The sequence below is a fragment of the Microbacterium sp. MYb62 genome (assembly GCF_002979475.1).
Classification (GTDB): Bacteria; Actinomycetota; Actinomycetes; order Actinomycetales; family Microbacteriaceae; genus Microbacterium.
The window spans coordinates 12799-35926 of the sequence record NZ_PCOY01000003.1; the positions used below are offsets into that span (position 1 = coordinate 12799).

The 23128-nt window shown below is 68.6% G+C and carries 27 protein-coding genes, 2 tRNA genes and 1 pseudogene; 7 read left to right on the top strand and 23 right to left on the bottom strand.

Annotated features, from left to right (window positions below; all coding sequences use genetic code 11):
- The first annotated feature begins 46 nt into the window (after positions 1-46).
- Positions 47-988: a LysR family transcriptional regulator gene (locus tag CQ042_RS04915; protein WP_105669321.1), complete on the top strand. Its 942-nt coding sequence runs from the start codon at positions 47-49 to the stop codon at positions 986-988.
- Positions 989-1071: 83 nt separating this feature from the next.
- Here CQ042_RS04915 and CQ042_RS04920 read toward each other — a convergent pair.
- Positions 1072-1144, bottom strand: a tRNA-Arg gene (locus CQ042_RS04920).
- Between the two features lie 64 nt (positions 1145-1208).
- Positions 1209-1793 carry an asparagine synthase gene (locus tag CQ042_RS04925; protein ID WP_105669322.1) on the bottom strand — a complete coding sequence of 195 codons (585 nt, stop codon included), beginning with the start codon at positions 1791-1793 and terminating at the stop codon, positions 1209-1211.
- 130 nt (positions 1794-1923) lie between these two features.
- Between CQ042_RS04925 and CQ042_RS04930 the strand changes: the two genes are divergently transcribed.
- The gene (locus tag CQ042_RS04930) at positions 1924-2763 is read left to right on the top strand and encodes an SDR family oxidoreductase (RefSeq protein WP_105669324.1); all 840 of its coding nucleotides are present in this window, start codon (positions 1924-1926) and stop codon (positions 2761-2763) included.
- 21 nt (positions 2764-2784) lie between these two features.
- Here the strand turns inward: CQ042_RS04930 and CQ042_RS04935 are convergent, their stop codons facing one another.
- The 7 genes and pseudogenes from CQ042_RS04935 to CQ042_RS04965 form a co-directional block, all read right to left on the bottom strand.
- Complete coding sequence (locus CQ042_RS04935; protein ID WP_105669326.1) at positions 2785-3645, bottom strand: hypothetical protein; 861 nt, start codon at positions 3643-3645, stop codon at positions 2785-2787.
- Positions 3645-3890, bottom strand: a complete 246-nt coding sequence (locus CQ042_RS04940) for a hypothetical protein (protein WP_105669328.1) — start codon at positions 3888-3890, stop codon at positions 3645-3647. Before CQ042_RS04940 ends, CQ042_RS04935 begins: the two co-directional genes overlap by 1 nt.
- Before the next feature lie 109 nt (positions 3891-3999).
- On the bottom strand, positions 4000-4665 hold the full coding sequence (locus CQ042_RS04945; protein ID WP_105669329.1) for a GntR family transcriptional regulator: 666 nt from the start codon (positions 4663-4665) through the stop codon (positions 4000-4002).
- A gap of 125 nt (positions 4666-4790) precedes the next feature.
- Positions 4791-5431 (bottom strand): annotated as a pseudogene (locus CQ042_RS04950) (NADPH-dependent F420 reductase).
- Positions 5432-5502: 71 nt separating this feature from the next.
- Positions 5503-5937 (bottom strand): Fe-S cluster assembly sulfur transfer protein SufU, encoded by a 435-nt coding sequence (gene sufU, locus CQ042_RS04955; RefSeq protein ID WP_105669330.1) that lies wholly within the window; start codon positions 5935-5937, stop codon positions 5503-5505.
- Positions 5934-7241 (bottom strand): aminotransferase class V-fold PLP-dependent enzyme, encoded by a 1308-nt coding sequence (locus CQ042_RS04960; RefSeq protein ID WP_105669332.1) that lies wholly within the window; start codon positions 7239-7241, stop codon positions 5934-5936. The genes sufU and CQ042_RS04960 overlap by 4 nt, the downstream gene beginning before the upstream one ends.
- A gap of 44 nt (positions 7242-7285) precedes the next feature.
- On the bottom strand, positions 7286-7666 hold the full coding sequence (locus CQ042_RS04965; protein WP_105669333.1) for a helix-turn-helix domain-containing protein: 381 nt from the start codon (positions 7664-7666) through the stop codon (positions 7286-7288).
- Between the two features lie 88 nt (positions 7667-7754).
- Between CQ042_RS04965 and CQ042_RS04970 the strand changes: the two genes are divergently transcribed.
- Positions 7755-8147, top strand: a complete 393-nt coding sequence (locus tag CQ042_RS04970) for a nuclear transport factor 2 family protein (protein WP_105669335.1) — start codon at positions 7755-7757, stop codon at positions 8145-8147.
- A gap of 61 nt (positions 8148-8208) precedes the next feature.
- Complete coding sequence (locus CQ042_RS04975) at positions 8209-8856, top strand: LysE family translocator (RefSeq protein WP_105669337.1); 648 nt, start codon at positions 8209-8211, stop codon at positions 8854-8856.
- A 19-nt stretch (positions 8857-8875) separates the two neighbouring features.
- Here CQ042_RS04975 and CQ042_RS04980 read toward each other — a convergent pair whose 3' ends face one another.
- The 6 genes from CQ042_RS04980 to CQ042_RS05005 all read right to left on the bottom strand — a co-directional run bounded on the left by CQ042_RS04980 (position 8876) and on the right by CQ042_RS05005 (position 13609).
- A complete protein-coding gene (locus CQ042_RS04980) occupies positions 8876-9676 on the bottom strand; it encodes a DUF1206 domain-containing protein (protein ID WP_105669339.1) in 801 nt (266 codons plus the stop codon).
- A 62-nt stretch (positions 9677-9738) separates the two neighbouring features.
- The gene (locus CQ042_RS04985; RefSeq protein WP_105669340.1) at positions 9739-10374 is read right to left on the bottom strand and encodes a GyrI-like domain-containing protein; all 636 of its coding nucleotides are present in this window, start codon (positions 10372-10374) and stop codon (positions 9739-9741) included.
- A gap of 104 nt (positions 10375-10478) precedes the next feature.
- The gene (locus CQ042_RS04990) at positions 10479-11345 is read right to left on the bottom strand and encodes a GyrI-like domain-containing protein (RefSeq protein ID WP_105669342.1); all 867 of its coding nucleotides are present in this window, start codon (positions 11343-11345) and stop codon (positions 10479-10481) included.
- A gap of 94 nt (positions 11346-11439) precedes the next feature.
- The gene (locus tag CQ042_RS04995; protein WP_105669343.1) at positions 11440-11574 is read right to left on the bottom strand and encodes a methionine/alanine import family NSS transporter small subunit; all 135 of its coding nucleotides are present in this window, start codon (positions 11572-11574) and stop codon (positions 11440-11442) included.
- Complete coding sequence (locus CQ042_RS05000) at positions 11571-13193, bottom strand: sodium-dependent transporter (protein ID WP_105669345.1); 1623 nt, start codon at positions 13191-13193, stop codon at positions 11571-11573. Before CQ042_RS05000 ends, CQ042_RS04995 begins: the two co-directional genes overlap by 4 nt.
- Positions 13194-13258: 65 nt before the next feature.
- Entirely contained in the window at positions 13259-13609 is a 351-nt protein-coding gene (locus tag CQ042_RS05005; RefSeq protein ID WP_258132035.1) for a helix-turn-helix domain-containing protein, read from the bottom strand.
- On the opposite strand from CQ042_RS05005, the gene CQ042_RS05010 reads away from it, so the two are divergent.
- Both CQ042_RS05010 and CQ042_RS05015 read left to right on the top strand, forming a co-directional pair.
- The gene (locus CQ042_RS05010; RefSeq protein ID WP_258132036.1) at positions 13592-14389 is read left to right on the top strand and encodes an NADPH-dependent F420 reductase; all 798 of its coding nucleotides are present in this window, start codon (positions 13592-13594) and stop codon (positions 14387-14389) included. The two genes, CQ042_RS05005 and CQ042_RS05010, sit on opposite strands and share 18 nt — an antisense overlap.
- Positions 14390-14414: 25 nt before the next feature.
- Positions 14415-15455, top strand: coding sequence for an LLM class flavin-dependent oxidoreductase (locus tag CQ042_RS05015; RefSeq protein ID WP_105669350.1), 1041 nt, complete (start codon positions 14415-14417; stop codon positions 15453-15455).
- A 53-nt stretch (positions 15456-15508) separates the two neighbouring features.
- Here the strand turns inward: CQ042_RS05015 and CQ042_RS05020 are convergent, their stop codons facing one another.
- From CQ042_RS05020 to CQ042_RS05045, 6 genes are read right to left on the bottom strand one after another with little or no spacing between them, the layout of a single operon-like run.
- Positions 15509-16738 carry an alpha/beta fold hydrolase gene (locus tag CQ042_RS05020; protein WP_105669351.1) on the bottom strand — a complete coding sequence of 410 codons (1230 nt, stop codon included), beginning with the start codon at positions 16736-16738 and terminating at the stop codon, positions 15509-15511.
- On the bottom strand, positions 16735-17544 hold the full coding sequence (locus CQ042_RS05025; protein WP_105669353.1) for an N-acyl homoserine lactonase family protein: 810 nt from the start codon (positions 17542-17544) through the stop codon (positions 16735-16737). The genes CQ042_RS05020 and CQ042_RS05025 overlap by 4 nt, the downstream gene beginning before the upstream one ends.
- A 33-nt stretch (positions 17545-17577) precedes the next feature.
- Complete coding sequence (locus tag CQ042_RS05030) at positions 17578-18003, bottom strand: carboxymuconolactone decarboxylase family protein (RefSeq protein WP_258132037.1); 426 nt, start codon at positions 18001-18003, stop codon at positions 17578-17580.
- Positions 18000-18902, bottom strand: coding sequence for an NAD(P)-dependent oxidoreductase (locus CQ042_RS05035; protein ID WP_105669354.1), 903 nt, complete (start codon positions 18900-18902; stop codon positions 18000-18002). Before CQ042_RS05035 ends, CQ042_RS05030 begins: the two co-directional genes overlap by 4 nt.
- A 33-nt stretch (positions 18903-18935) precedes the next feature.
- Positions 18936-19865, bottom strand: a complete 930-nt coding sequence (locus CQ042_RS05040) for a carbon-nitrogen hydrolase family protein (protein ID WP_258132038.1) — start codon at positions 19863-19865, stop codon at positions 18936-18938.
- Between the two features lie 43 nt (positions 19866-19908).
- Entirely contained in the window at positions 19909-21252 is a 1344-nt protein-coding gene (locus CQ042_RS05045) for an MFS transporter (RefSeq protein ID WP_219844812.1), read from the bottom strand.
- 82 nt (positions 21253-21334) lie between these two features.
- On the opposite strand from CQ042_RS05045, the gene CQ042_RS05050 reads away from it, so the two are divergent.
- Positions 21335-22264, top strand: a complete 930-nt coding sequence (locus CQ042_RS05050; RefSeq protein WP_181157453.1) for a LysR family transcriptional regulator — start codon at positions 21335-21337, stop codon at positions 22262-22264.
- Positions 22265-22294: 30 nt separating this feature from the next.
- Here the strand turns inward: CQ042_RS05050 and CQ042_RS05055 are convergent, their stop codons facing one another.
- Positions 22295-22969: a haloacid dehalogenase type II gene (locus CQ042_RS05055; RefSeq protein WP_105669357.1), complete on the bottom strand. Its 675-nt coding sequence runs from the start codon at positions 22967-22969 to the stop codon at positions 22295-22297.
- Positions 22970-23024: 55 nt separating this feature from the next.
- A tRNA-Ser gene (locus CQ042_RS05060) sits at positions 23025-23113 on the bottom strand.
- Between the last annotated feature and the right edge of the window lie 15 nt (positions 23114-23128).

The window sequence follows — 23128 nt, forward strand, 5'->3', positions numbered from 1 at the left end:
ATATCGGGTAAGTCGTCACGGCTATGCATACATATAGGCTCTCCCTATGGCTCGCGGCTCCAACGGCATCACGCTCCAGCAGCTCGTCTACTTCATCGAGGTCGCAGCGGAGGGGTCGATCAGCGCGGCCGCCGACCTGCTCTATGTCGCTCAGCCGACCATGTCCGCGGCGATGAAAGATCTCGAAGCCCGGGTCGGCCGCACCCTCCTGCTCCGCTCTGCCCGCGGAGTGACGCTCACCGCCGATGGGGCGGAGTTCCTCGGATACGCGCGGCAGGTGACCGAGCAGGTGGCGCTTCTCGAACAGCGCTACCTCGGCCGACCGCCGTCGCGACGCCTGCTCGGCGTCTCCGCGCAGCACTATTCGTTCGTCGTCGACGCGTTCGTCCGAATGGTGAAGGGCAGCAACGCGGCCGAGTACGAGTTCTCCCTGCGCGAGACGCGCACCTGGGACATCATCGAGGACGTCCGCACACTCCGCAGCGAGCTCGGCATCCTCTACCGGAACGACTTCAACCGGAACGTGATCGACAAGCTCCTCCGGGACTCCGGGCTCGCGTTCCATCCGCTCTTCCTCGCCGATCCGCACATCTTCATCTCGCGGAAGAACCCGCTCGCCGCACGCGATCACGTCACGCTCGAAGATCTCGCTGATCTGCCGCGGCTCACCTTCGACCAAGGGGCGAACAACTCGTTCTACTTCGCCGAGGAGATCCTCTCCACCCTGTCGAGCACGCAGGAGATCCGGGTCGCCGACCGCGCGACCATCTTCAACCTCATGATCGGGCTCGACGGCTACACGATCTCGACAGGCATCATCAGCGACGACCTCGACCCGGAGATCGTCGCGATCCCGCTCGACATCGATGAGCGGATCGAGATCGGCTGGATCGACCATTCCGCGATCCCGCTCACCGAACAGGCGCAGCGCTACCTCGCGGAGCTGCGCGCCGTCGTCGCCGGCTTCGGGGTGGACCTGCTCGGGTAGCTCGGCCGCTCGGAGAGGAGCCGTCAACGCAGAAACGGCCCCCGCCGAAGTGGAAGCCGTTTCGTCACTGTCTCAACACAGTGTGCGCCCGAAGGGACTCGAACCCCTAACCTTCTGATCCGTAGTCAGATGCTCTATCCATTGAGCTACGGGCGCCCAGCCCGCTCAGCGGGCCGTGGAACAGCCTACAACAGTCCCGACGGGAAAGCGAAACGGGGCCTCAGTCGCTCGCTGCTGCGGCTTTCTGCTGCTTCTTCCGGCGCTTCGCCTTCGCTCTCTGCTCGGAGGAGAGCGCTTGCAGATCGACGAGCCGCAGCGCCTGCATCCGGGCTTCGCGCATGCGACCGTAGTCGGGGTCCTGGTCGGGGCGCATGCCCTCGACCCGTAGCCGTCGGTCGAGGTTGTGGCGCACATCGGCCCAGGCCGCATCTCTCGCCTCTTCGACGATTTCGGCGAGACGCTCACGGTCCTGCATGATCTCGCGCAGGCGCACGGCCACACCGGTGGACTGCTTGGCCCGTCGACGCAGATTGCGCACGTCGCGGTCGCGGTAGTCGTGCGTGCCCACCGGGTCGGAGTGCCGGCCCCTCGCGCGCTTGCGCAGGGCGGTCACCGTGGCAGCGGCCTCTTCCGACTCCTCGGCCATCGCCCGGAGCGCCTCTCGGGCGTCGTCGATGTACTTGTCCATGTCGAAGACCCCGTCTTCGGCGATGGTGCCGATGAGGATGTGATTCTTCACGGCGAGGCGCGCGGCAGCGGTCGCGATCGCGACGCCTTCGGCGATGGCATCCGCTGTTCGTCCCACCGGTACCTCCTCTCCTTGAGCGTAGCGGTATCACTGCGGCGCGGTGTCGGCCAGAATGGTTCCGGATCAGCTTGCCCCACCCATCCGACATCCGCCGGTACGCCCCCGGATCGGGCCCCGCAGGAGACTCATGAAGCATCTCGATCTCACCGGCAGCACCACCGTGATCACCGGCGCCGCGAACGGCATGGGCGCCGACATCGCGCGCCTGCTGGCCGCCCGCGGGACGCACCTCGCCCTCATCGACCACGACGCTGCGGCGCTCGCCATCCTCGCCGAGGAGCTGCAGGGCGCGCGAGTCACCACGCACGTCGTGGATCTCCGCGACGACGACGCCGTGTTCGCCACCGTCTCCGAGATCGGCGCGGTGCATCCGCAGATCAACGCCCTCATCACGTGCGCCGGCTCTTCGATGCTCGGCAACCTCGACCAGCTCACGATGGAGGAGATGCGCTGGCTCACCGACGTGAATCTGTGGGGAACCGTCTCGGTCACCAAGGCTCTCCTCCCCGCGCTCCGTGCCGCGCCGGCCGCTCACATCACGCATCTCGCCAGCGTCTACGCTCTCGCCGCCCCGGCCGGACGGATCCCCTACACGGTGAGCAAGTTCGCCGTGCGGGCCTTCTCCGAGGCACTGCGACACGAGCTCGAGGGCACCACGGTCAGCGTCGGCGCCGTCTACCCCGCCGGCGTGCGCACGGGGATCATCCTGCACGGCCGCTACGCCGCCGGTATCGACCCGGCCGTCGCGGCTCGGGCCGCCGCCGCCCAGGCGGCGATGTACCACACGGAGCCCGCGGATGCCGCGGCGCGCATCGTCCGGGCGACCGAGCGTCGTGCCGTGCGGACGATGGTCGGACGGGAGGCACGCCTGATCGACGTGCTCACCCGGGTCGCCCCGTCGTCGTACTGGCGTGTGATGCGACGCCCCCTGCGCGCGGCGATCGACACGACCACGCCCGTCGCCTGATTCCGGAGGATGTGCCGGCGCTCAGCGGACGGCGCCCACCCAGATGCCCGAGGCCCAGGCCTGCTGGTCGCCGTCGCAGCCGACGGACCCCGGGTAGCCGCGGACCACGGCCATGCAGTTGGCGAGGAACTCCGGGTCGCCGCCGAACATCGAGCGGTACGCCTCCGAGGAGGTGAGCGCTCCCCACACGCGGAACTGGAAGATGTGCGCGAGCTCGTGGGCCATGGCCCAGTTCAGCCGCCCCGCGCTCCAGTTCGCGATGTCGGCGCGGTACTTGATGTAGCCGTTGCTGTTCGCGCACGCCGGAGCGTTCCCACCGGCACACGAGGAGGACTCGTACAGGCCGACTCCCCCGCCGCCGACCAGGTCGAGTGCCGCACGCACCCGCGCATACCCGTCTGGTCCGCTCGACGCCCATGCCGGGCCGCCTGGCCCCGAACTCTGCGCCGCCTGCCAGGTCGCGACCTCGGTGCCGACCTTCTCGGTGATCGCATGCACGGTCGCCGCAGCGGCCGTCACCACGTCGGGGTTCTCCTTCTCGGCGAGCACCGTCTGCTGGGCGGAGAGGGCGGCCGCACGGTGCGCGGCGGTGTCGCCCCTCCCCTCCGCTCCCTTGAGGGCGATGGTCAGCGCTTCGAGCTCGGTGAGGAACGCCGGGCGAACGGCGAGCACCGAGTCGCGGCCGGCAGTCTCCTGCTCGGCCTGCGCCACGAGACCGTCCAAGTGGTCCGTTCGCTGCCCGGCTTCGTGGTATTGGTCGGTCAAGACCCCGAGCTCCGCCACCGCTGCGGCGCTCTCCTGGTCGAGCCCCTCCGACCGGGCGAGCATGCCGGCGGAGAGCAGGACGGTCGCCGCGACCGCGACGGCGAGAACCCGCCGCATCACTGCAGGAATCCCGTCGTGTCCGCGATCTTCGCGTCCTGCTCGGCGATCTGCGACCGAAGGGTCGTGAGCCGCTGTGCCAGGTCGAGATTCTCGCCGCGAGACTCTTCCAGGGCGTGCTCGACGCGTACGATCTCCGCCTTGACCGCGGCGATGGCGGCCAGACGCTCCTGATCGGCGATCACGACGACAGCGATCCCACCGAGAAGCAACAGGCATCCGACAGCGACAGCAAGATTCCGCATCTCGCTCCCCAGGACAGCGCGAACAGTTCCGGACCGACTCCGATCGCACCAATATACATCCGGAGGCGACGCAGATGTCCCCCGATCGCGCGCGCGGAGGCGGACCCGATCAGACCATCAGACCGCTGCCCTCGGCCAGCCGCCGTTCGGCTGCCGCCTGCCCACTGGCGAGGTGCGCGGGAACGATCCTGCGCAGCACGTCGATGTCACGCGCGGCCATCGCCTCGAGGATGATGCGGTGCTCGTCCGCCATCGCAAGAAGGTCGTCGTGCTGTCCGAACAGCCACCGCAGGCGCGTCAGGAACACCGCGATGAGCTCTCCGAGCATGTCGTTACCGGCGAGCTCGACGGCGATCTCATGGAACTCCGCGGCGGCGGTCCTCGCCGCCTCGGAATCATCGGCCTCGGCCGCTGCGAGCTCTCGCTCGTAGGCGTCGCGGATACGCGCGATGCCGGCGTCGTCGTGCCGCTCGGCGGCGAAGACGAAGATGAGCGTCTCGATGGCCTCGCGCACCTCGGCGAAGTCCTGGATATCGCGGTGGGTGAATTCCCGCACCACCGCCCACGTGCGTGGGCGCGCGACGACGACGCCCTCGGCGACGAGGGTGCGGATGGCCTCACGGACCGGAAGCCGGGACACGCTCAGCTCGGCCGCGATGTCGCGTTCGACCAGACGAGACCCCGGGGCTCGTCTCCCCAGGACGATGTCGTCGCGAAGTATCCGCGTGACCCGCACGGATTCGAGTTCGCCGCTGATCCCCATAGCCCCCGCCATCTGGGCATTCTCGCATCCCGGGCGAGGTTCCTCAACTTTTGGTATCCCAACACGCCCGGCGCGCAGGGAACCGCGCCCTCGGGCGAGCCGACGCGCCGACGCACACCGTCTCGCCCGAGCCTCGCTCAGGGCAGGCGGTTGGCGATGGCGAGGTTCGCCGTCAGCTCCTCCGTGTTCTGCCGGACCACGTAGGCCGGACGGTCGCGCTCGACCCGCCACGACTCGCTCAGCGGTCCGACGTTCACGGTGTCGAACCCGGCCTCGTCATAGAAGCGCGTCACGAATGCGACCGCTTCGGCATCGTCGCCGGCCGTGGCGAGCGCCCGCCGATCGGGATCTCCGCGGGCTTCGCGTCGGCGGTGATCTCCGAGGCGTAGATGTGGTTGAAGGCCTTCGCGACCTTCGCTCCCGGCAGACTGCGCTGCACCAGCTCCGACGTGGTGATCTCCCCCTTGTCGAGAGCCTCGATGCGGCCATCGCGCTCGAAGTAGTAGTTGTTCGTGTCGAGCACGATCTTGCCGGCGAGCGCGGCGGCGGGGAGCTTGTCGACCGCGTGCAGCGGCACGGTCACGACCGCGACGTCTGCCGCCGCGGCCGCATCCTCCGCCGTGGCCGCCTTCGCCCGCGGCCCGAGCTCCGCCACCAGATCTGCGAGTGTCTCCGGCCCGCGTGAGTTCGCGATCACCACGTCATAGCCGCTCGCCACCGCGACGCGCGCGACCTGGCTGCCGATGTGTCCTGCACCGATGATTCCGAGAGTTGTCATGTTCGACCCAACGTCGGATGGGCGCGACTATTCCCGTCGACGACGGCGCGCGACGACCATCCGTTCTGCTCTCAGCTGCGGGTGAGCGCGTCCTCCGCGGCGACCCAGGCGAGCATGGCGCACTTCACGCGGGCGACGTACTTCGAGACCCCGCCGAGAGCTGCCGCATCGCCGAGCAGTTCTTCGTCCGGCTCGATCTTTCCGCGGGAGCGCATCGCTTCGCGGAACGCCGCGATCCGGATCTCGAGGTCTTCGACGCTCAGCCCCTCGGCGAGCTCGGCGAGCAGCGAAGCCGACGCCTGCGAGATCGCACAGCCGTGCCCTTCCCACGCGATCGCCTCGACGCCGCCGTCGGCGTCGCGATGCACCTGCAGAGTGATCTCGTCGCCGCAGGTCGGGTTCAGCTGGTGCGACTGCGCCGCGATCTCCTCGCGCAGTCCGTAGCCGTGCGGGGTGCGCGAGTGGTCCAGGATCAGCTCCTGGTAAAGGTTCTGCAGGTCGCTCATGCGCCCCTCCGGAAGAAGTCGATGGCGCCGGCGACGCCGTCGATCACAGCATCCACCTCGGCGTCTGTCGTGTACAGGTAGGTGCTCGCCCTGGTCGACGAGGTCACGCCCAGGCGGCGGTGCAGCGGCTGGGCGCAGTGGTGGCCGACGCGCACGGCGATACCGAGATCGTCGAGGAACTGGCCGACATCGTGCGAGTGGATACCGTCGACGTCGAACGCCGCGAGGCCCACGCGAGGCAGGTCGATGCCGGCGCCGAGCACACGCACGCCGTCGATCGCGCTCAGCCCGTCGACGAGTCGGCGCCCGAAGGCGGCCTCGTGCGCGGCGATGCGCGGCATCCCCACCTCGGTCAGATAGCCGACGGCAGCGGCGAGCGCGATCGCCTGCGAGACACGCTGTGTGCCGGCCTCGAAGCGCTGCGGCGGCGGGAGGTACTCGGCCTCGGTCGTGGTGACCGTCGTGATCATCGAGCCGCCGGTCAGGAACGGGGGCATGGCGGCCAACACCTCGCGACGACCGTAGAGCGCGCCGATGCCGGTCGGACCGAGCATCTTGTGACCGGAGAACACGGCGAAGTCGACATCGAGGGCACGGACGTCGAGGGGCAGATGCGGCGCCGACTGGCAGGCGTCGAGCATCGTCAGCGCGCCGACTTCGCGCGCCAGCGCGACCAGCTGTTCGACGGGGTTGATGACGCCGAGCACGTTGGAGACGTGCGTGAACGCGACGAGCTTCGTGCGCGGGGTGATCAGCTCGGCGGCGACATCGAGTCGCAGGGCTCCGTCGTCGTCGAGCGGGATGACCTTCAGCGTCGCCCCGGTGCGCGCTGCCAGTTCCTGCCACGGGATGAGGTTCGCGTGGTGCTCCATCTCGGTCGTCACGACCTCGTCGCCCTCGCGGAGCCGGAAGCGCTCGGCGGCTGCTCCTCCACGCCCGAGCGACGCGTTCGACAGCGAATAGGCGACGAGGTTGATCGCCTCGGTCGCGTTCGACGTCCAGACGATCTCGTCGTCGGCGGCGCCCACGAATCGCGCGACGGCGGCGCGGGCGTCTTCGAACAGCTCGGTCGCTTCAGCGGCGAGCGTGTGCGCGCCGCGGTGCACAGCGGAGTTCATGGAGGTCGCGAAGTCCCGCTCGGCATCCATCACCGCGGTCGGGCGCTGCGACGTCGCGCCCGAGTCCAGGTACACGAGAGGATGCCCGTGCACCCGCGCACCCAGGATGGGGAAGTCCCCCCGGATGCGCCGCACCTCGGCCTCGTTCAAGGGGGCGATGACGTCGACACCGGCAAAAGCGCTCATCGTCCCAGTTTCCCACCTGCGGGCGAGGGGTGGGGCGCAGGGGGTCAGTGCCCCTCGAGCATCTTCGCGTCGGCGACCTCGTCGTAGCGGTCCTGCGCATCGCGGACATCCTCGACATGCGACTCCGCCCAGACCTGCAGCGCCTGGAGCGGCTCATGGAGGGTCCGTCCGAGCAGGGTGAGCAGGTAGCGGGAATGACCGTCGTCGCCGACGGCGCGCTCCAGCATCCCGTCGCGTTCGAGCGCACGCAGGGTGTCGACGAGCACCTTCTTCGTGATCCCGTCCATCCGGTGGTGCAGCTCGCCGAAACGCAGCGGTTCGTCGTGCAGGAGGACGACGATCATCGCGGTCCACTTGTTCGCTATGCGGGCGAGTGACGCGCGCGACGGGCACCGGGCGGAGAACACTGTCCATTCGCTCGACATGCGACGCTCCTCCGGTGACGTTGAAGTAACCGCGCCTCTGGCGAGACGCTGGATGCTCCAGAGTACCGACCCATCGAGAAGGAGCATCATGTCGGCTATCGACGTCGTAGGACAGTACGGTGCGGCCATGGCCGCAGGAGACATGGAGGCGCTGGCCGCGACCTTCCATCCGGATGCCGTCTGGCATCAGCCCGGAGCGAGTCAGGTCTCCGGCGACCATGTCGGCCCCGACGCGATCCTCGCGCACCTCGGCCGCTTCCTGCAGCTCAGCGCCGGCACGTTCGCCCTCGAGACCGACTCGGCGACCGAGAGCGGCGACCTCGTCGCGGCCACCGTGCGCTTCCGCGCGCAGCGTGAGGGGCACGACGACCTCGACCAGCACGGCGTCGACGTGTTCCGCGTCGCTGACGGCCGCATCGTCGAGGTCTGGCTGATGAGCGAAGACCAGGACGCAGAGGATCGGTTCTGGGGACAGGCCTGACGGGCCGGCGCCGGGCGCGCGGGTCTCGACCGCCCGGCGCCCGCACCTCTAGGCTCGTCCCATGATCGCCCCGGATGCGCTGCTCGCCTTCATCATCGCGGCGTTCGTCATGGTGGTGATCCCCGGACCGACCGTGCTGTTCACGATCGGCCGGGCCATGGCGCTCGGCCGGATGGGCGGATTCCTCAGCATCCTCGGCACGGCGATCGGCTCGATCGTCCTCGTCGTGGCCGTCGCGCTCGGCGTGGGAACCGTGATCGCCCAGTCGATCGTGCTGTTCACGATCGTCAAGGTGCTCGGTGCCGGCTACCTGATCTTCCTCGGCATCCAGGCCATCAGGCATCGAAAGGACGCCGCCAGGGCGATGGTGAGCCCGCAGACGAGTCGCTCCGGCTGGCGGCTGCTCACCGAGGGATTCGTGGTGGGCGTCACCAACCCGAAGTCGATCGCGTTCTTCCTCGCGATCCTGCCGCAGTTCGTGGATCTGCACGCCGGCTCCGTCCCCGCGCAGCTCTTCCTGCTCGGGGTGATCGTCGTGGTGATCGGGGTGGCCTGCGACACGGTGTGGGTGCTCCTCGCGAGCGCCGCCCGGAGCTGGTTCGGCCGCTCCCCTCGACGCATCGAGGCGATGGGCGCGACCGGTGGCGGACTGATGATCGCCCTCGGCGCGTTCCTGCTCGTGTGGAGTGAGAAGCCCGCGACCGCCTGAGTGCGCGGCGAGGTCGCGGTCACATGCGGGCGAAGCGGGCCCGCGCGATGCAGAAGACGCCGTAGACCGCGAAGCCCGCGCCGACTGCTCCCAGGAGGAGACCGCCGAGGGGCAGATCCAGCAGACTGTGCAGCGCGGCATCCAACCCCGCACCCTTCTCCGGGTCCTGGGTGGCGGCCGCCACGACGAAGAGCACTCCGGTCACGGCCACCGCGATCCCCTTGCCGACGTAGCCGATCACACCGAGTGTCACGATGCCGCGGCGCGCAGCACCCGACGGCAGATCGAGGAGCTTCTCGAAACCTCGTGTGAAGCCGCCGACGACGAAGCCCACGCCGACGCCGACCACGGAGAGGCCGACCACGACGAGGAGCGCGACCCCTCCCGGTGCGGACAGGAGAACCGCGCTCAGCGTCTTCGAGGCCGTCTCCGACTCGGCGTCGCCACCCACGGCGTAGATGAGCGCCATACCCGCGATCACGAGGTAGGTGAGGGCGATGCCGAAGAGTTTGACGCGCTGACCCCACTTCTTCGTCTCGGCGGGATCGGTCGCGAGAAAAGCGCTCGCGATCTGCCACACCGCCAGCGCGATCAGGCCGGAGGCGACGAGGACGAGCAGCAGCCCTCCGATCGGATTCTGTCGGATCTGCTCCATCGCGCCGTCCTGGTCGGCGTCGCCCGACGCACCGGCCGCGATGGAGATCGCGATCGATCCGATGATGACGTGGATGAGGCCGAGGACGACGAAACCGACGCGGGCGATCCGTCGGAACGCCGCCGACCTCTGGGCGACGCGCGCCGCGTGCTTGACCGTGCTCATCGTTGCAGCGTATCCGTCGCGCCGGAAGCCGCGGAGGGGCTTGATTTCGAGGCGTCCACCGCTCAGGCGCCCGATGCCACGGGCTGCCGGAGGATGGTGCGCAGCTTCGCCGGATCGGTGCGGCGCAGGTCGCTCAGATAGATCTCGTGATGCAGTCCCCGCATCTGCAATCCGTTCTCGGGGAAGAAGCGGTGGTGCAGGTCGTCGAGCACCGGGCCCTCGTCGTCGAAGGGGCCGACATGCAGCGTCTGCACGCAGGTGCCCTCGTCGAGCCTCTCGAGCCGCACGGAATGCAGCGCGGGGATGGGCTGCTCCTTCTTCGCGGCCTTCTGCGTCACGGTCTCCACGGCGGCGGCGAACATCGGCGCCGTGATGTGATCGCCGACCATGATCATCATCGTCCACATCCAGGCCGACTTGTCGCGCCGCGAGGTGAACGACTCCATGTCCGGCGCATGCCAGAGCCCTTCGAGCGGCATCACCACCGTGTCGACGCCGAGATCGTTCCGACTCGCGAACTTCAGCGCATACGCCACCGGGAACAGGGCCGAGACCGCGTCCCTGTAGGCGGGAGAGGTGTTCGGGTCGCCCGCGCCGTCGATCATCAGATACTGCATCGGAGGCACCTCGACGACGCGGAACTCGCCCCGCTTCGCGCGGTACGCGTCGAGTGTCTTCTTGGGGTCGATCGCCGTCATGACGTGCCTCCCTGGATCGTGCGCCCAGTGTCGCACGGGGGGCGGACACGGGCGAGGCCGAGCAGGCACCGCCCGCGCCGTGTTCACCCCGTGCGCTGTCGGACTCAGCCCTGTTCGACCGGGAGCCAGAGCTCGCACGAGGCGAAGTCGCCCGTGAACTCGAGATAGCGCACGATCGAGGGACCCGGTCGCAGCCGCCAGGGATTCGACGGGAACCACTCGGTGGCCGTCGCCGCCCAGAGGTTCTGCAGCGTCGTCGGGAACGGCCCGCGCGCGGCGAAGACCGCCCAGGACCCGCCTTCCAGCGGGAGCGCGTCGAGGTCATCCGGAACCGGTGTCGTCGCCTGCACGGCGACGCCGTGCAGGTAGGTGAGCAGGGCCCCCTCCGGGGCGTCCGGCTCGATGTCGGCGGTGACGGCCAGGATGCCCGAGGGCTCGGCATCGCCCAGCTCCTTGAGGCGGGCGTGCTCCTCCGGGGGGATCGCGGCGATGTGCGCCTGGATGTGCGGGTTGACGCCCTCGTGGATGAGCGGAACCTCGGCGGCGTGACCGACGAGGACGAGGGCGGGACTGTGGGCGATGGTGACGTCCATGGGGATGCTCCCTTCGACGCTCAGGCGGAACCGGAGCGTGGGTTGTGTGCGGAGAGGACCCCCGTCACGGCGCGCATCGGCCGGGCCGATCCCGTGCACCGCGCGGAACGCGCGCCCGAACGCCTCGACCGAGCCGTACCCGTGCCGCACGGCCACGTCGAGCAGATTCGGGGCACCGGCCGCGAGCTCCGCCCCGGCGTGCGTCATCCGACGACGGCGCACGTATTCCGAGAGCGGCATACCCGCGAGTGCCGAGAACATCCGGCGCAGGTGATACTCCGTCGTGCCGTGGTCGCCGGCGAAGGCCGCGACGTCGATCTCCTCATCCGTGCCGAGCGCTTCGACGAGGTCGACCAGGGCGTTGAGCGTGCCGATCATGAGGTCCTCCTTTCCCCACCATCGTCACAGCGCCCTCATCCCGCGCACCCGACTTCTCCGATCGGATGCGGTCGGCACGCCGTCAGCGCACGGGTCAGAGCTCGACGGGCGGAGCGGGTTCCGTCTCCGCCTCCTCCGGGTGACGTGCGAGGTTCACGATCCCGGCCACCAGGCCGCCCCACACCGTGACCATGGCGATGATCATCATGACGATCGCGATCGGAGTCATGCTCCTGCTCCCTTCGTCGTGGTGTCGATCATCGGGATCGACGACGTCTCCGCGTCCGGCTCGTACTTCTCTTCGACGAGGAACTCGTCATACTCGGGGTCGTCCTTCGCATGGGAGCGCCCGCTCCAGGGCAGCGCCGAGAGCACCAGCGCCAGCACGACCAGCGCGACCACCATCCCCCAGCCGAAGATGGCGAGGAACCAGGCGGGATAGCCGCTGTAGGGCTCGGAGATCTTCGTGATGAGCTCGGACACGAGGAGGTAGCCGAGGACGAGCGGCGCGAGCATCCCGACGAGCACCTTCCACAGGAGCCCGACGCGGAAGCTCGAGCGCCGGTTGAGGTGTTCCACCAGTACCGGCAGCTTGTGCAGCAGCCAGGCCACGATGATCACGGCCACGAGCGCGACCGCCATGATGCCGAAGGCATTGACGAAGGCGTCCGCCGTATCGAGGACCGACAGCGCCGTCGTCGTCGAGAACAGAGCCATCGAGACGATCGCGAGCGGAATGGCGACCGTGAGGGTCGTGCGCACGCGCGCCCAGCCGAGCTTGTCCTGCAGGGCGGCCACGATCACCTCGAGGATCGAGATCAATGAGGTGATGCCCGCGAACACCAGCGCTCCGAAGAACAGCACGCCGATGATCGACCCGCCGGTGGCCTGCGAGACGATCGTCGGGAAGGCGATGAAGGCGAGTCCGATGCCGGAGGAAGCGACTCCGGCGACCTCCGTTCCCTGCGCCTGCGCCATGAATCCGAGTGCGGCGAAGACGCCGATGCCGGCGAGGATCTCGAAGCCGGAGTTCGCGAACGCGACGACGAGACCGGATCCGGTCAGGTCGGTCTTGCGCTTCAGGTAAGAGGAGTAGGTGACCATGATGCCGAAGGCGACCGACAGGGAGAAGAAGATGTGCCCGTAGGCCGACGCCCAGACCCCGGGATCGGCCAGCGCTTCCCAGTTCGGGGTGAAGAAGGCGTTGAGCCCGTCCATCGCCCCGGGGAGGAACAGCGACTGCACCACCAGGATCGCGAACATCACGGTGAGGAGCGGCATCAGGATCATGTTCGCCCTGCCGATGCCGCGCTTCACGCCCAGCGCCATGATGACGATCACGATGAGCCAGACGACCACGAGGGGGATGCCGACCTGCGGCACGAACTCGGTGGAGACGCCGACCTCGGCGACGTCGGCCGAACGCAGGAAGTCGATGAAGAAGAAGTCGTTCTCGTTGCCCGCGCCCCACGTGAGCTGAGCCGAGAACCAGGTGTACATGGCGGCCCAGGCGATGATGACCGCGTAGTACACGGCGATCACGACGCAGATGAGCACCTGCCACCACCCCAGGGGCTCTGCCGCGCGGTGCATGCGCCGGAAGGCCAGCGGCGCCGACCCGCGGAATCGATGGCCGATCGCGTAGTCGAAGAAGAGCAGGGGGATGCCGGCGGTGAGCAGGGCGCACAGGTACGGAATCAAGAAGGCACCACCGCCGCCCTCATAGGCGACGTACGGGAACCGCCAGATGTTCCCGAGACCGACCGCGGAGCCGATCGCCGAGAGGATGAACACGTTCCGCGAGCCGAAGGCCTCGCGTTTGTGGGTCTGCGTCGTTGCGGTGGCCATGCGGGCGAGACTACCCGAGGGGCGCGCGGAACGCAGCGAACCTCGTCGGAGCGCGCGGAGTCCGACTAGCGGGAGACCCCCGCCGCCGCGCGCTCATCGTGGTGGCGGCTCCAGTTCACCAGCGGATGCAGCAACGAGATGAGCCGCCGCCCCGACTCGGTGAGCTCGTAGCTGATCGTGACCGGAGTGGTCGGCTGCACGTCGCGCACGACCAGTCCTTCCTGCTCGAGTTCCTTCAACCTCGCCGAGAGCAACCGGTCGGAGATTCCATCGATGAGCGCGTGATACTCCGAGAACCGACGGGCTCCGCGCACGCCTGCGAGCAGGATCGCCGCGTTCCATTTGCGCCCTGCGAGCTCGGCGGATGCCTGGAACCGACGGCACTCCTCCTCGTCGATGTGCACGATCTCCGCCACGACAATCCCCTAACTATTAGTAAGCAGCTTACCACCGGCTGGTGGGACGAGGGCGATGCTCCGAAGCTGGATCAAGACGCACGAGCGTCGAAGAGTCGAAAGGCGGAGTGCACGGTGAACAGGATCGGCATACTCGGAGCGGGACGGGTGGGGACGGCGATCGCACGCTCCGCGATCGCGGCAGGCTATGACGTGGCGATCGCGGCATCCGGACCCGCCGCGGACATCGAGCTGCTCGTCGACGTGATCGCCCCCGGCGCGCAGGCGATGTCGGCGGAAGACGCGGCCGCACACGGCGAGATCGTCGTCGTGGCCGTGCCGCTGCACAAGTTCCGGTCCATCCCCTCGACCCTCCTGGACGGAAAGGTCGTCGTCGACACGATGAACCACTGGGAGCCGACGGACGGGAGACTCGCGGACTTCGATGCCGCCCCGCACGGAAGCAGCACGATCGTGCAGGGACACTTCACGGGCGCACAGGTCGTGAAGACGCTGAACCACATTGGCTACCACTTCCTGGAGGTCGACGCCCGACCCGACGGGGATCCCGCGCGCCGCGCCCTCGGCATCGCGGGCGACGACGACGCCGCCGTCCGCGCCGTCGCCGAGATGATCGACCGGCTCGGATTCGATCCGGTCGTCACCGGCGCGCTCCGGACCGGGACGGCCTTCCAGCCCGGGACCCCGATCTTCGGCGGACACCACGCCGCCGCCGACCTCGCCGCCGAGGCCGAACAGCACCTCGGCACCTCATCCCTCACCGGCGCGACCCGCGCCTGACCATCCCCTCGACACAGGAGTTCCCATGCAGATCGGCGCCTACAGTTTCGGCGACACCCCCTTGAACGAAGACGGCACCCCGCGGTCGACAGCGGAAGCCATCCGGAACCTGCACGAGGCCATCGTGCATGCCGACAAGGTCGGCCTCGACTACTTCGCCGTCGGCGAGCACCACACCGTCAGCATGCCGGCGTCCTCCCCCGGCGCGGTCATCGCCGCCGCGGCAGCCGCGACGACGCAGATCATCCTGGGCAGCGGCGCGAGCATCATCGGCACGGACGACCCGGTGCGCGTCTTCCAGCAGTTCGCGATCGCCGATGCCGTCTCGGGCGGCGGGCGCGTCGAGATCACCGCAGGACGCGGATCGTCGGTCGAGACGTTCCCGCTGTTCGGGTACGACCTCCATGACTACGACGACCTCTACGCCCAGAAGCTCGACCTGCTGATGACCATCAACGAGAGCGCGACCGCGGATGTGACCTGGTCGGGCACGGTCCGCCCCGCTCTCGACGAACTGGCCGTGGTGCCGCGCCCCGTGCGCGGAACGCTGCCCATCTGGCTTGCGACCGGAGGCAACGCGGCATCCTCCGTCCGCGCCGGACGCCTGGGCCTGCCGATCGCCTACGGCATCATCGGCGGCGAGCCGCACCGTTTCGCCCCGCTCGCCGACCTCTACCGCCGCTCGGCTGCACAAGCCGGCCACACCGGCGACGACATCAAGGTGTCCGTGGGCGCGCTCGGGCTGATCGCCCCCACCAAGAAGGAGGCGATGGACCGCTTCTACCCCGGGTGGCACAATCTGAACGTCGAGATGGGCCGCCTCCGCGGCTGGGCACCGCCGCAGCGGAGCGCCTTCGAAGCACAAGCGCAGCCCGGTGGCGCTTTCTACGTCGGCGACCCCGACGAGATCGCGAGCCGCATCGTGCACCTCCAACAGCACATGGGGCACTCCCGGCACTTCATCCAGATGGACATCGGCGGCCTCCCGCAGGAGCATTTCCTCGAGTCGCTCACCCTTCTCGCGACCGAGGTCGCGCCGCGCGTCGAGCGGCTGCTCGCGAGCTAGGGGGGGACGGCGCGTCCACCACAGGGCGAGGGGCTGAACGCGTGACGGCGCGCTCAGCCCCTCGGCGTGCGCTGCGACGCCGCCGCCAGGCGCGCGAGTGCCGCTTCCAGGTGCACGGCGAAGCGCGCCGGATTCTCCGCATGGGGGAAGTGCCCGAGCTCGGGCATCTCGGCGAACGACGCGTTCGGGATGGCCGCGGCGAGCGCCCGCGAGTCCTCCGGCGTGACGCTCGTGTCGTAGCTGCCGCTGAGCACCGCGATATGCGGGCTGGCGGGCGTGAGGAGATCCGCGACGGCGTCGAAGTCCCATTGCAGGTAGGAGTCGATGTCGGCTGCGTAGAGCCCGTGCCCGCCCGAGGAGTAGCCCCACCAGACGCGCGTGCGGAAGGTCGCAGGCGAGGCCGGGTTCATCAGGCCGTACGTCCACTCCGGCACGAAGGTCGACGGATCGATGTCGGCAGCACGGAGCTCCGGTGCCATCCGGTTCTGGACCCGATGCCCGACCTGACATGCCACCGCCCCGGCGAAGCGACCTTGACGGGTGGCGATGGCGTGCACCACCGCGGCTCCCGCCATCGAGGCGCCGACGAGCGTCGGGCGGGCGAGCCCGAGGGTGTCCGCGACAGCGACGAGGAAGTCCGTGTAGTGCTCGGGCGTGAGCACCCAGGCGCCTGCGGGAGCGCCGAACGCGGGGCTCGACCTGCCGTGCCAGGGCAGATCGACCGTGATGAGCTCATGGCGATCCGTCAGATCGCTCTCGGTGATGAGTCCGTGCCACTGCGACGTGTCGCTGCCCGCCGTCGCGAGGGCGAGCAGCGGCGGGCCGGAGCCGCACCGCTCGACGTACACATCGGCGGTCCCGAGCGCCGAGCTGACGCGGTGGTACCCGCCGACTGCTGCGAGCGGACGTCGAGGCTCGGCATGGTCGCTCCGATCCGGGGACCGCGCACCTTCGATCACCGCGCGCACCACATGCAGGTGCCGCAGGTACTCCCGCTGGTCGCCGTCCACGAGGATGCTCCCCGTGCGGACGAGATGCACGACGCTCTGCCATCCCGGCGTCGGACGCTCCTGGAGGACGCGTTCCCACACCTCGTCCGTCGCGCGGAGGGAGAAGTTGACCGCGTCTCGCCCCGCCGCGCGCGCGTCCGCGTGCATGCGGCCTCCCCGGGCGGAGAGCACGACAGACCAGGTACGGCCCTCGATCGCGAAGACCGTCTCGACGCCCGGCAGGAGCGCATGCAGCTGTGGTGCGGAGGTGGCGCGCTCCCAGCGATCGCTCATCGTCGGATGCCGATCGTCGCGGCGAGTCCGTCCAGGGCGCCGCCCAGCGGGGTGTGCCGTGCCAGCTCGCCTGCGTCGTGGCCGCTGACCAGGTGGGCGACGGGGCGCGAGCGCAGCTCCTCCAGCACCTCGAACGACAACGGGAGATCCGCCATCGACTGGAAGAGCTTGTCCCCCTCCAGCTCCTCGTGGAAGTGCATCGCATCGCTCGCGAGGACCACCGCCCCCTCGCTGGTCTGCACCTCGACGATGGCCTGGCCGGGGGTGTGACCACCGACCGCCGTCACTCTCACGCCCGGTGCGACGTCCACGTGATCGGCGAACGCTTCGAGCCGACCCTCCTCGCGAGCACGCGCGAGCGCTTCGACCGTGGTCGGGTCGCCGAAGTGCGCGAACAGCGTCTTGTCGGCCATCCGTCCCGTCCAGAAGTCCAGCTCGGCGCGGGCGATGTGGATCGGCGAGTTGGCGAAGGCCGCGACGTTGCCGATGTGGTCGTAGTGGGCGTGGGTGATCACCACCGGATGCCCCGCGAGGGGATCGATACCGAGCGCGCGGACCGCCTCGATCGGGTCGACGAGCACATCGCGGCCCCGTCTGTCTCCTTCGGCTCCTGAGTACCCGGTGTCGACGATCACCACGTCGTCGCCGTCGCGGAGGACCCAGAAGAAGTAGTCGAGGCGGAACGGGCCGTCCGGCTCGTCGTAGAACGCATGGTTCATGAAGGCCTCGGAACGGGTCGTGCTCCGCGTTCCGTGTTTGACGATCACGACCTGCCATTCGGGTGCCGCGGTCCGTGCTTCCGACATCTGATCCCTCCGAGCCTCGACGATGTTCGCGGCCTATTCGCCGGACCCGCCCTGATGCACTGCGATGCTCGGTTCGATGCCGTCGGCGCCGACGACCTCGCGCCACGCCTCGAACCCGGTCTGGAAGGCGACGATCCCCGCCTCGGGAAGGGCGATCTCGATCGCCTCCAGGATCTCGGTCGGCGTCAGTCCGAGGTCGAGGGCGACGCGGATGTGCGATTGGATGTGTCCCTTCGACGCCCGCATGACGGTGAGCGAGACGATGAAGATGAGTTCCTTCGTCTTGCGGTCGAGCGTGCGCTGGTCCAGATACGCGGCGGACACGATGTGGTTGGCGGCCTGGAGAACGGGGAAATCCTGCTTCGCCATCACCTTGTGGTAATCGAGCACGTATCCGCGCTTCGCCGCCATGTCGTCGATGTAGGTCTGGGGGTCGGGGGATGCGGTGGTGTCGCTCACTTCGAGGTCTCCTTCTGGGTGGGGGGCTGCGAGGTCGCGCCGAGTCCATAGAGTCGGCCAATCTCGGTGTGGTCGGGCTTCTCGCCGAGACGGCCCCGAGACGAGCGCAGCTGCGCGAACACGGTGTCGACGACCGGGGTGTCCAGTCCGTCGGCGATGCCCATCGCGATCGTCATGTCTTTGAGCATGAGGTCGTAGGCGAAGCCGCTGTCGAACGACCCCGTGAGGATGTACCGGGGGAATTTCAGCTCCGTGGCCTGGCTGCGGCCGGTGGCCTCGTTGAGGACGGAGGTCATCGTGGCCGGGTCGATGCCGAAGCGGTCGGCGATCGAGAGAGCCTCGCTCGCGACGGCGATGTTGCTCGCGCTGACGAGGTTGTTCAGCGCTTTGGCCGCGTCGCCGGCGCCCGCCGGCCCGACATGCAGGATCGAGGAACCCAGAACCTTCAGATGCGGGAGGGCACGCTCGACGGCGGCGGGCGTGCCGCCGACCATGATCGCCAGTTCGCCCGAGTCGGCTTTGGGCACGCCCCCGGACACGGGCGCGTCGACGTAGTCGATGCCGTGCCTGGAGGCTTCGGTCGCCAGGGCGCGGGTGCTGTCCGGTTCGCTCGATCCCATGTCGATCACGAGCGAGCCGGACGGCAGCGCCTGCAGCAGACCCTGCGCGCCGAGGAGCGTGTGCTCGACATGCCTGCTGGTCGGCAGCATCAGGATGACCGTGTCGATGCCTTCCGGGAGGTGATCGAGGGCGTCGACCGCCGTGGCGCCCCCGGAGGCCACCACCTGCGCGACCGCGTCGGCGGACAGGTCGAAGACAGCGGTGCGGTGCTCCCGCGAGTGCCGGGTCGCCATGGGGGATCCCATGTGGCCGAGGCCGATGAACAGGGTCGTCGACATGTGTCGCCTTTCTCTCGTCACTGCGGGGCCCGCTCAGTCGAAGACGACGGAGCGCTGCGCCCGCGTGTTGATCCGGAGCTCGAACACGTCGGGGCGCGCATAGTGCCCGACGGCGTCGAAGTCGAGGTGGGACCGCGCCTTCCGGCCCTGGTCGATGTCGGCGTAGAGGATCGTCTCCTCGTCGAAGATCGGGCCGGCCAGGACCTCTCCCGAGGGGGCGACGATCATGCTGCCGCCGCGCATCACGGTCTCGCCATGCGGGAGGTCGGTGTCGAACGGATGGTCGGCCGGATAGGCGTCCTTGGTGATGAACTGGCACGCGGACAGCACATGGGTACGGCCCTCCATGGCGATGTGCGTCATGGTCGCCGCCCAGGTCGGCCGATCGTCGGCGGTGGGAGCGCAGTACAGCTCGACGCCCTTCGCGTACATCGCCTGCCGGAGGAGGGGCATGTAGTTCTCCCAGCAGATGACCGTGCCGATTCGTCCGGCGGGCGACTCGACCGTGTCGAGCGTCGATCCGTCGCCGAACCCCCAGATCAGCCGTTCCGCGCCGGTCGGCATGAGCTTGCGATGCAGTCCTGCGACGCCCACGCTCGGATCGATCATGACCGCCGTGCAGTACAGCGTGTTCCCGAGGCGCTCGATGACCCCGATGACCACGAACACCCCCTGAGCGCGGGCTGCTTCGGAGAGACGGGCCAGCTCGGCGCCATCGATCTCGACCGCGGCGTCGGCGTAACGTCGATACTCGTCCCTGCCCCGCTCGGTCCTGATCCCCACCGGCGACCCGAATGTACTCCCCTTGGGATAGCCGCCGATGAACGCCTCGGGGAAGACGACCACCGTCGCGCCGCCCTCGGCGGCCTCCGCGAGCAGATGGACCGCCTTGTCGGTCGACGCTTCCGCGTCGAACGGGATCGTCGCCGCCTGTACGACGGCGACCCTTCGCATCTCCGGCATCCTGTCCTCCTCTGTCCTGTCCGATTTCGGTGTGGTCGATCGCTCAGCCACGGGAGATGTCGATCCCCTTGGTCTCCTTCAACGTGGGCAGAAGGATGACGGTGGCGAGAGCGGCGACGGCGATCACGTAGAAGGCGGGCGAGATGAGGATCCCGGTGCCGGCGACCAGGGCTGCGGCGATGAGCGGTCCGGGACCCGCGAGCACGGCGTAGGCGACGTTGTAGCCGATCGCCGATCCTGTCGCGCGGATCGAGGCCGGGAACACCTCGACCAGCAGCACGTTGTTCACCACCGCGGTGCAGGCGACGAACAGTGCGAACGGCACCATCGCGATCCCCGCGAGCCACGGGTTCGCCGTGCTCATGAGCCAGAATGCGGGGACGCTCCAGACGACGAGACCGATCAGGCCGGTGAAGAGCACCGGTCGGCGCCCGATGCGGTCGACGACGAGGCCGACGAGCGGGTTGAAGGCGACGTAGATCGCCATCACGATCCCGCAGACGACGAGGGCATCGACGCGGGGCATGCCGACGGGGCCGGACAGGAAGTTGTTCATGTACGTGATCAGGTAATAGAGGCTCACGCCGAAGACACCGGAGAAGGCGAGCGTCATCACGAAGGCCTTCACCTTCGCCGACGTGGGAGTGTGCTCGATCGTGTTCGACGCGCGCTTGCGCTCCAGCTCTTCGAACACCGGGGTGTCGACGAGCTTCCGGCGGATGTAGATCGCGATGACGGCCATCAGTAGCGAGCCGATGAACGGGATGCGCCAGCCCCACGTGTTGAGGGCGTCCTCGGGGATCGCGACGGTGAGGGTCGCGGCGGTGACGGTGCCGACCAGGAAGGCGAGCCCGGCCGTGCCGGTGACGACGCTCGCGTAGATCGCGCGCTTCTTCGTCGGAGCACTCTCTCCGATGTACGCGGCGGCGCTCGTCCATTCGCTTCCCGCGAACCCGCCCTGCAGCAGACGCAGGATGACGATGATGATCGGCGCCGCGATCCCGATCGACGCGAACGACGGGGTCAAGCCGATCAGCGTGGTGACGATGCCCATACCGAGCACGGTGATGATGAGCACGCTCCTCCGACCGAGTCGGTCGCCGAGCGGTCCGAGGATGAGCGCGCCGAACGGTCGGGACACGAAGCCCACGGCGAAGACGGCGAGGGCCGAGAGCATCTCGGCCGTCGCGTTGCCCGAGGGGAAGAACTGCGCACCGATGATCGCGGCGAAGTAGCCGTAGATGGCGAAATCGAACCACTCCATGAAGTTGCCGATGCCGACGGCCACCATCCGGCGCGTGCGGTCGGATCTCGTCAGAGCGGTGGTCGCCGTCACCGGATGCGCGGCGGCGGCCGGGTCCGACCGGTCGGTCCTGGTGTCGTCCATGTGCGTGATCTCCTTTGGTCACAGATGAAGTCTCACCCCCAATGTGCGGCCCACCTCGACAACAGTCAAACCGATGTTTATCATGGCCAGTATCAACAGAATCGATTTACATCAGGTCGACCTCAACCTTCTCGTCGTGTTTCAGGCCCTCATGCAAGAGGGCAGCGTCACCCGAGCGGGCTACAAGCTGAGCCTTTCGCAGAGCGCCGTGAGCGCGGCGCTCGGCCGGTTGCGCAAGCTGTTCGACGACCCACTGTTCGAACGTTCGCGCTCAGGCATGACACCGACGCCCAAGGCACTTTCCCTGTCGCTGAGCATCGGACCGAGCCTCAGCACCATCGCGGCGGTCATCCTCGACGACGTCGAGTTCGAGCCGTGGCAGAGCTCGCGCACGTTCCATCTCGCGATGTCCGACGACATCGAGATGCTCTTCGGGCCGTGGGTCGCGCGACAGAAGCTCGATCACAACTGGAGTGTGAACTTCGCCATCCACCAGACGAATAGTCACCTGTGGCGGACGACACTCGACGACCCGCTGATCGACGTCGTGCTCACCACGACCCCCGCCCACATGGCTGCCGACTTCCGCGCCGAGCCGATGTTCTCCGGCGACTACCGGTGCGTGCACAACCCACGGCTCCTGAATCTGTCGAATCCACTCACCACGCGCGAGTACATCGAGACGCGTCATCTCCGCGTCTCGTTCGACCTTCAGCGCGGCTGGGTCGACGAGGTCCTCGCCGCGATGGGGCACCAGCGCAACACCCTGTGCACGATCAGCCACTTCAGCGGCATCGGGCCGATCCTGCTCGACCTCCCCGTGATCGCGACGATCCCCGAGCATGTCGCCGTGCGCGCGGGCGAGATGTACGGGCTGCGGGTCTCCCCCGTCCCCCTGCAGATGCCGCGCTTCACGATCTCGGCGCTCTGGCGCACCGAAGTCGACGGCCTCATCGAGAACCAGTGGATCCGTCAGCTCTGCAACACGTTCGTGCAGGTGCACGGGCTCTGAGTTCGCGTGCCGGATCCGCGCCGCTCCCCGTCAGGGAAGTGCGCCGGCCAGCTGCCGCAGATCGTCGAACGCCCCGTCGAACGCGTCGGTCGGCACGGGCGGATCCCCGACGGGTCGATGCACATACGCGGTCCGCATCCCCACCGCCTGCGCACCTCGCAGATCCCAGGCGTGGGCGGCGACCATGAGCACGCGCGAGGGATCACCACCCGCGGCATCGACAGCGAGCCCGTACACCTCGGGAGCCGGCTTGTAGGCACGGACGGTATCGGCCGAGAGCGCCTGGTGCCAGCGCAGATCGGCGTGCTCGCCGAGACGGTGCAACGACTCCTCGCTCGCGTTCGAGAGTCCGAGCACGCGGAAGCGCCGCGCGAGGTCTCTGATCCCTTCGGCCGAGTCTGCCCACGCCGGCAGCCGTCGAGCCGCCGTGGCGAGACGGGCGATGGCCGCGGGGTCGGTGATGCCTGCTGCGTCCGCCACCCGGGCCGCCGCCTCGCGGTCGAGAACCTCGGTGTCGGCATACGACCGGGAACCCCGCGCGATGCGTCGCTGCTCCCCCTCGATGTGCTCCTGCCAGACGCCGAGCAGTTCATCGGAGTCGCCCGCCGGGCCCACTGCTTCGTCGATCGCGGAGCGAAGCCCCCGAGGCTCGTCGACCAGGGTGCCGAGCACATCGAAGACGATGGTCGTGATGTCGCGGAACATGCTTCGAGTCTGCCGTGGATGGCGACGGCGAGGGCCGCGAGCGAGGAAGAAAGTGCGGAGACGAGGGGATTTGAACCCCTGGTCCCCGTGAGGGGACTCCACCTTAGCAGGGTGGTGCACTCGGCCGGACTATGCGACGTCTCCAGGCATCCGACCCGA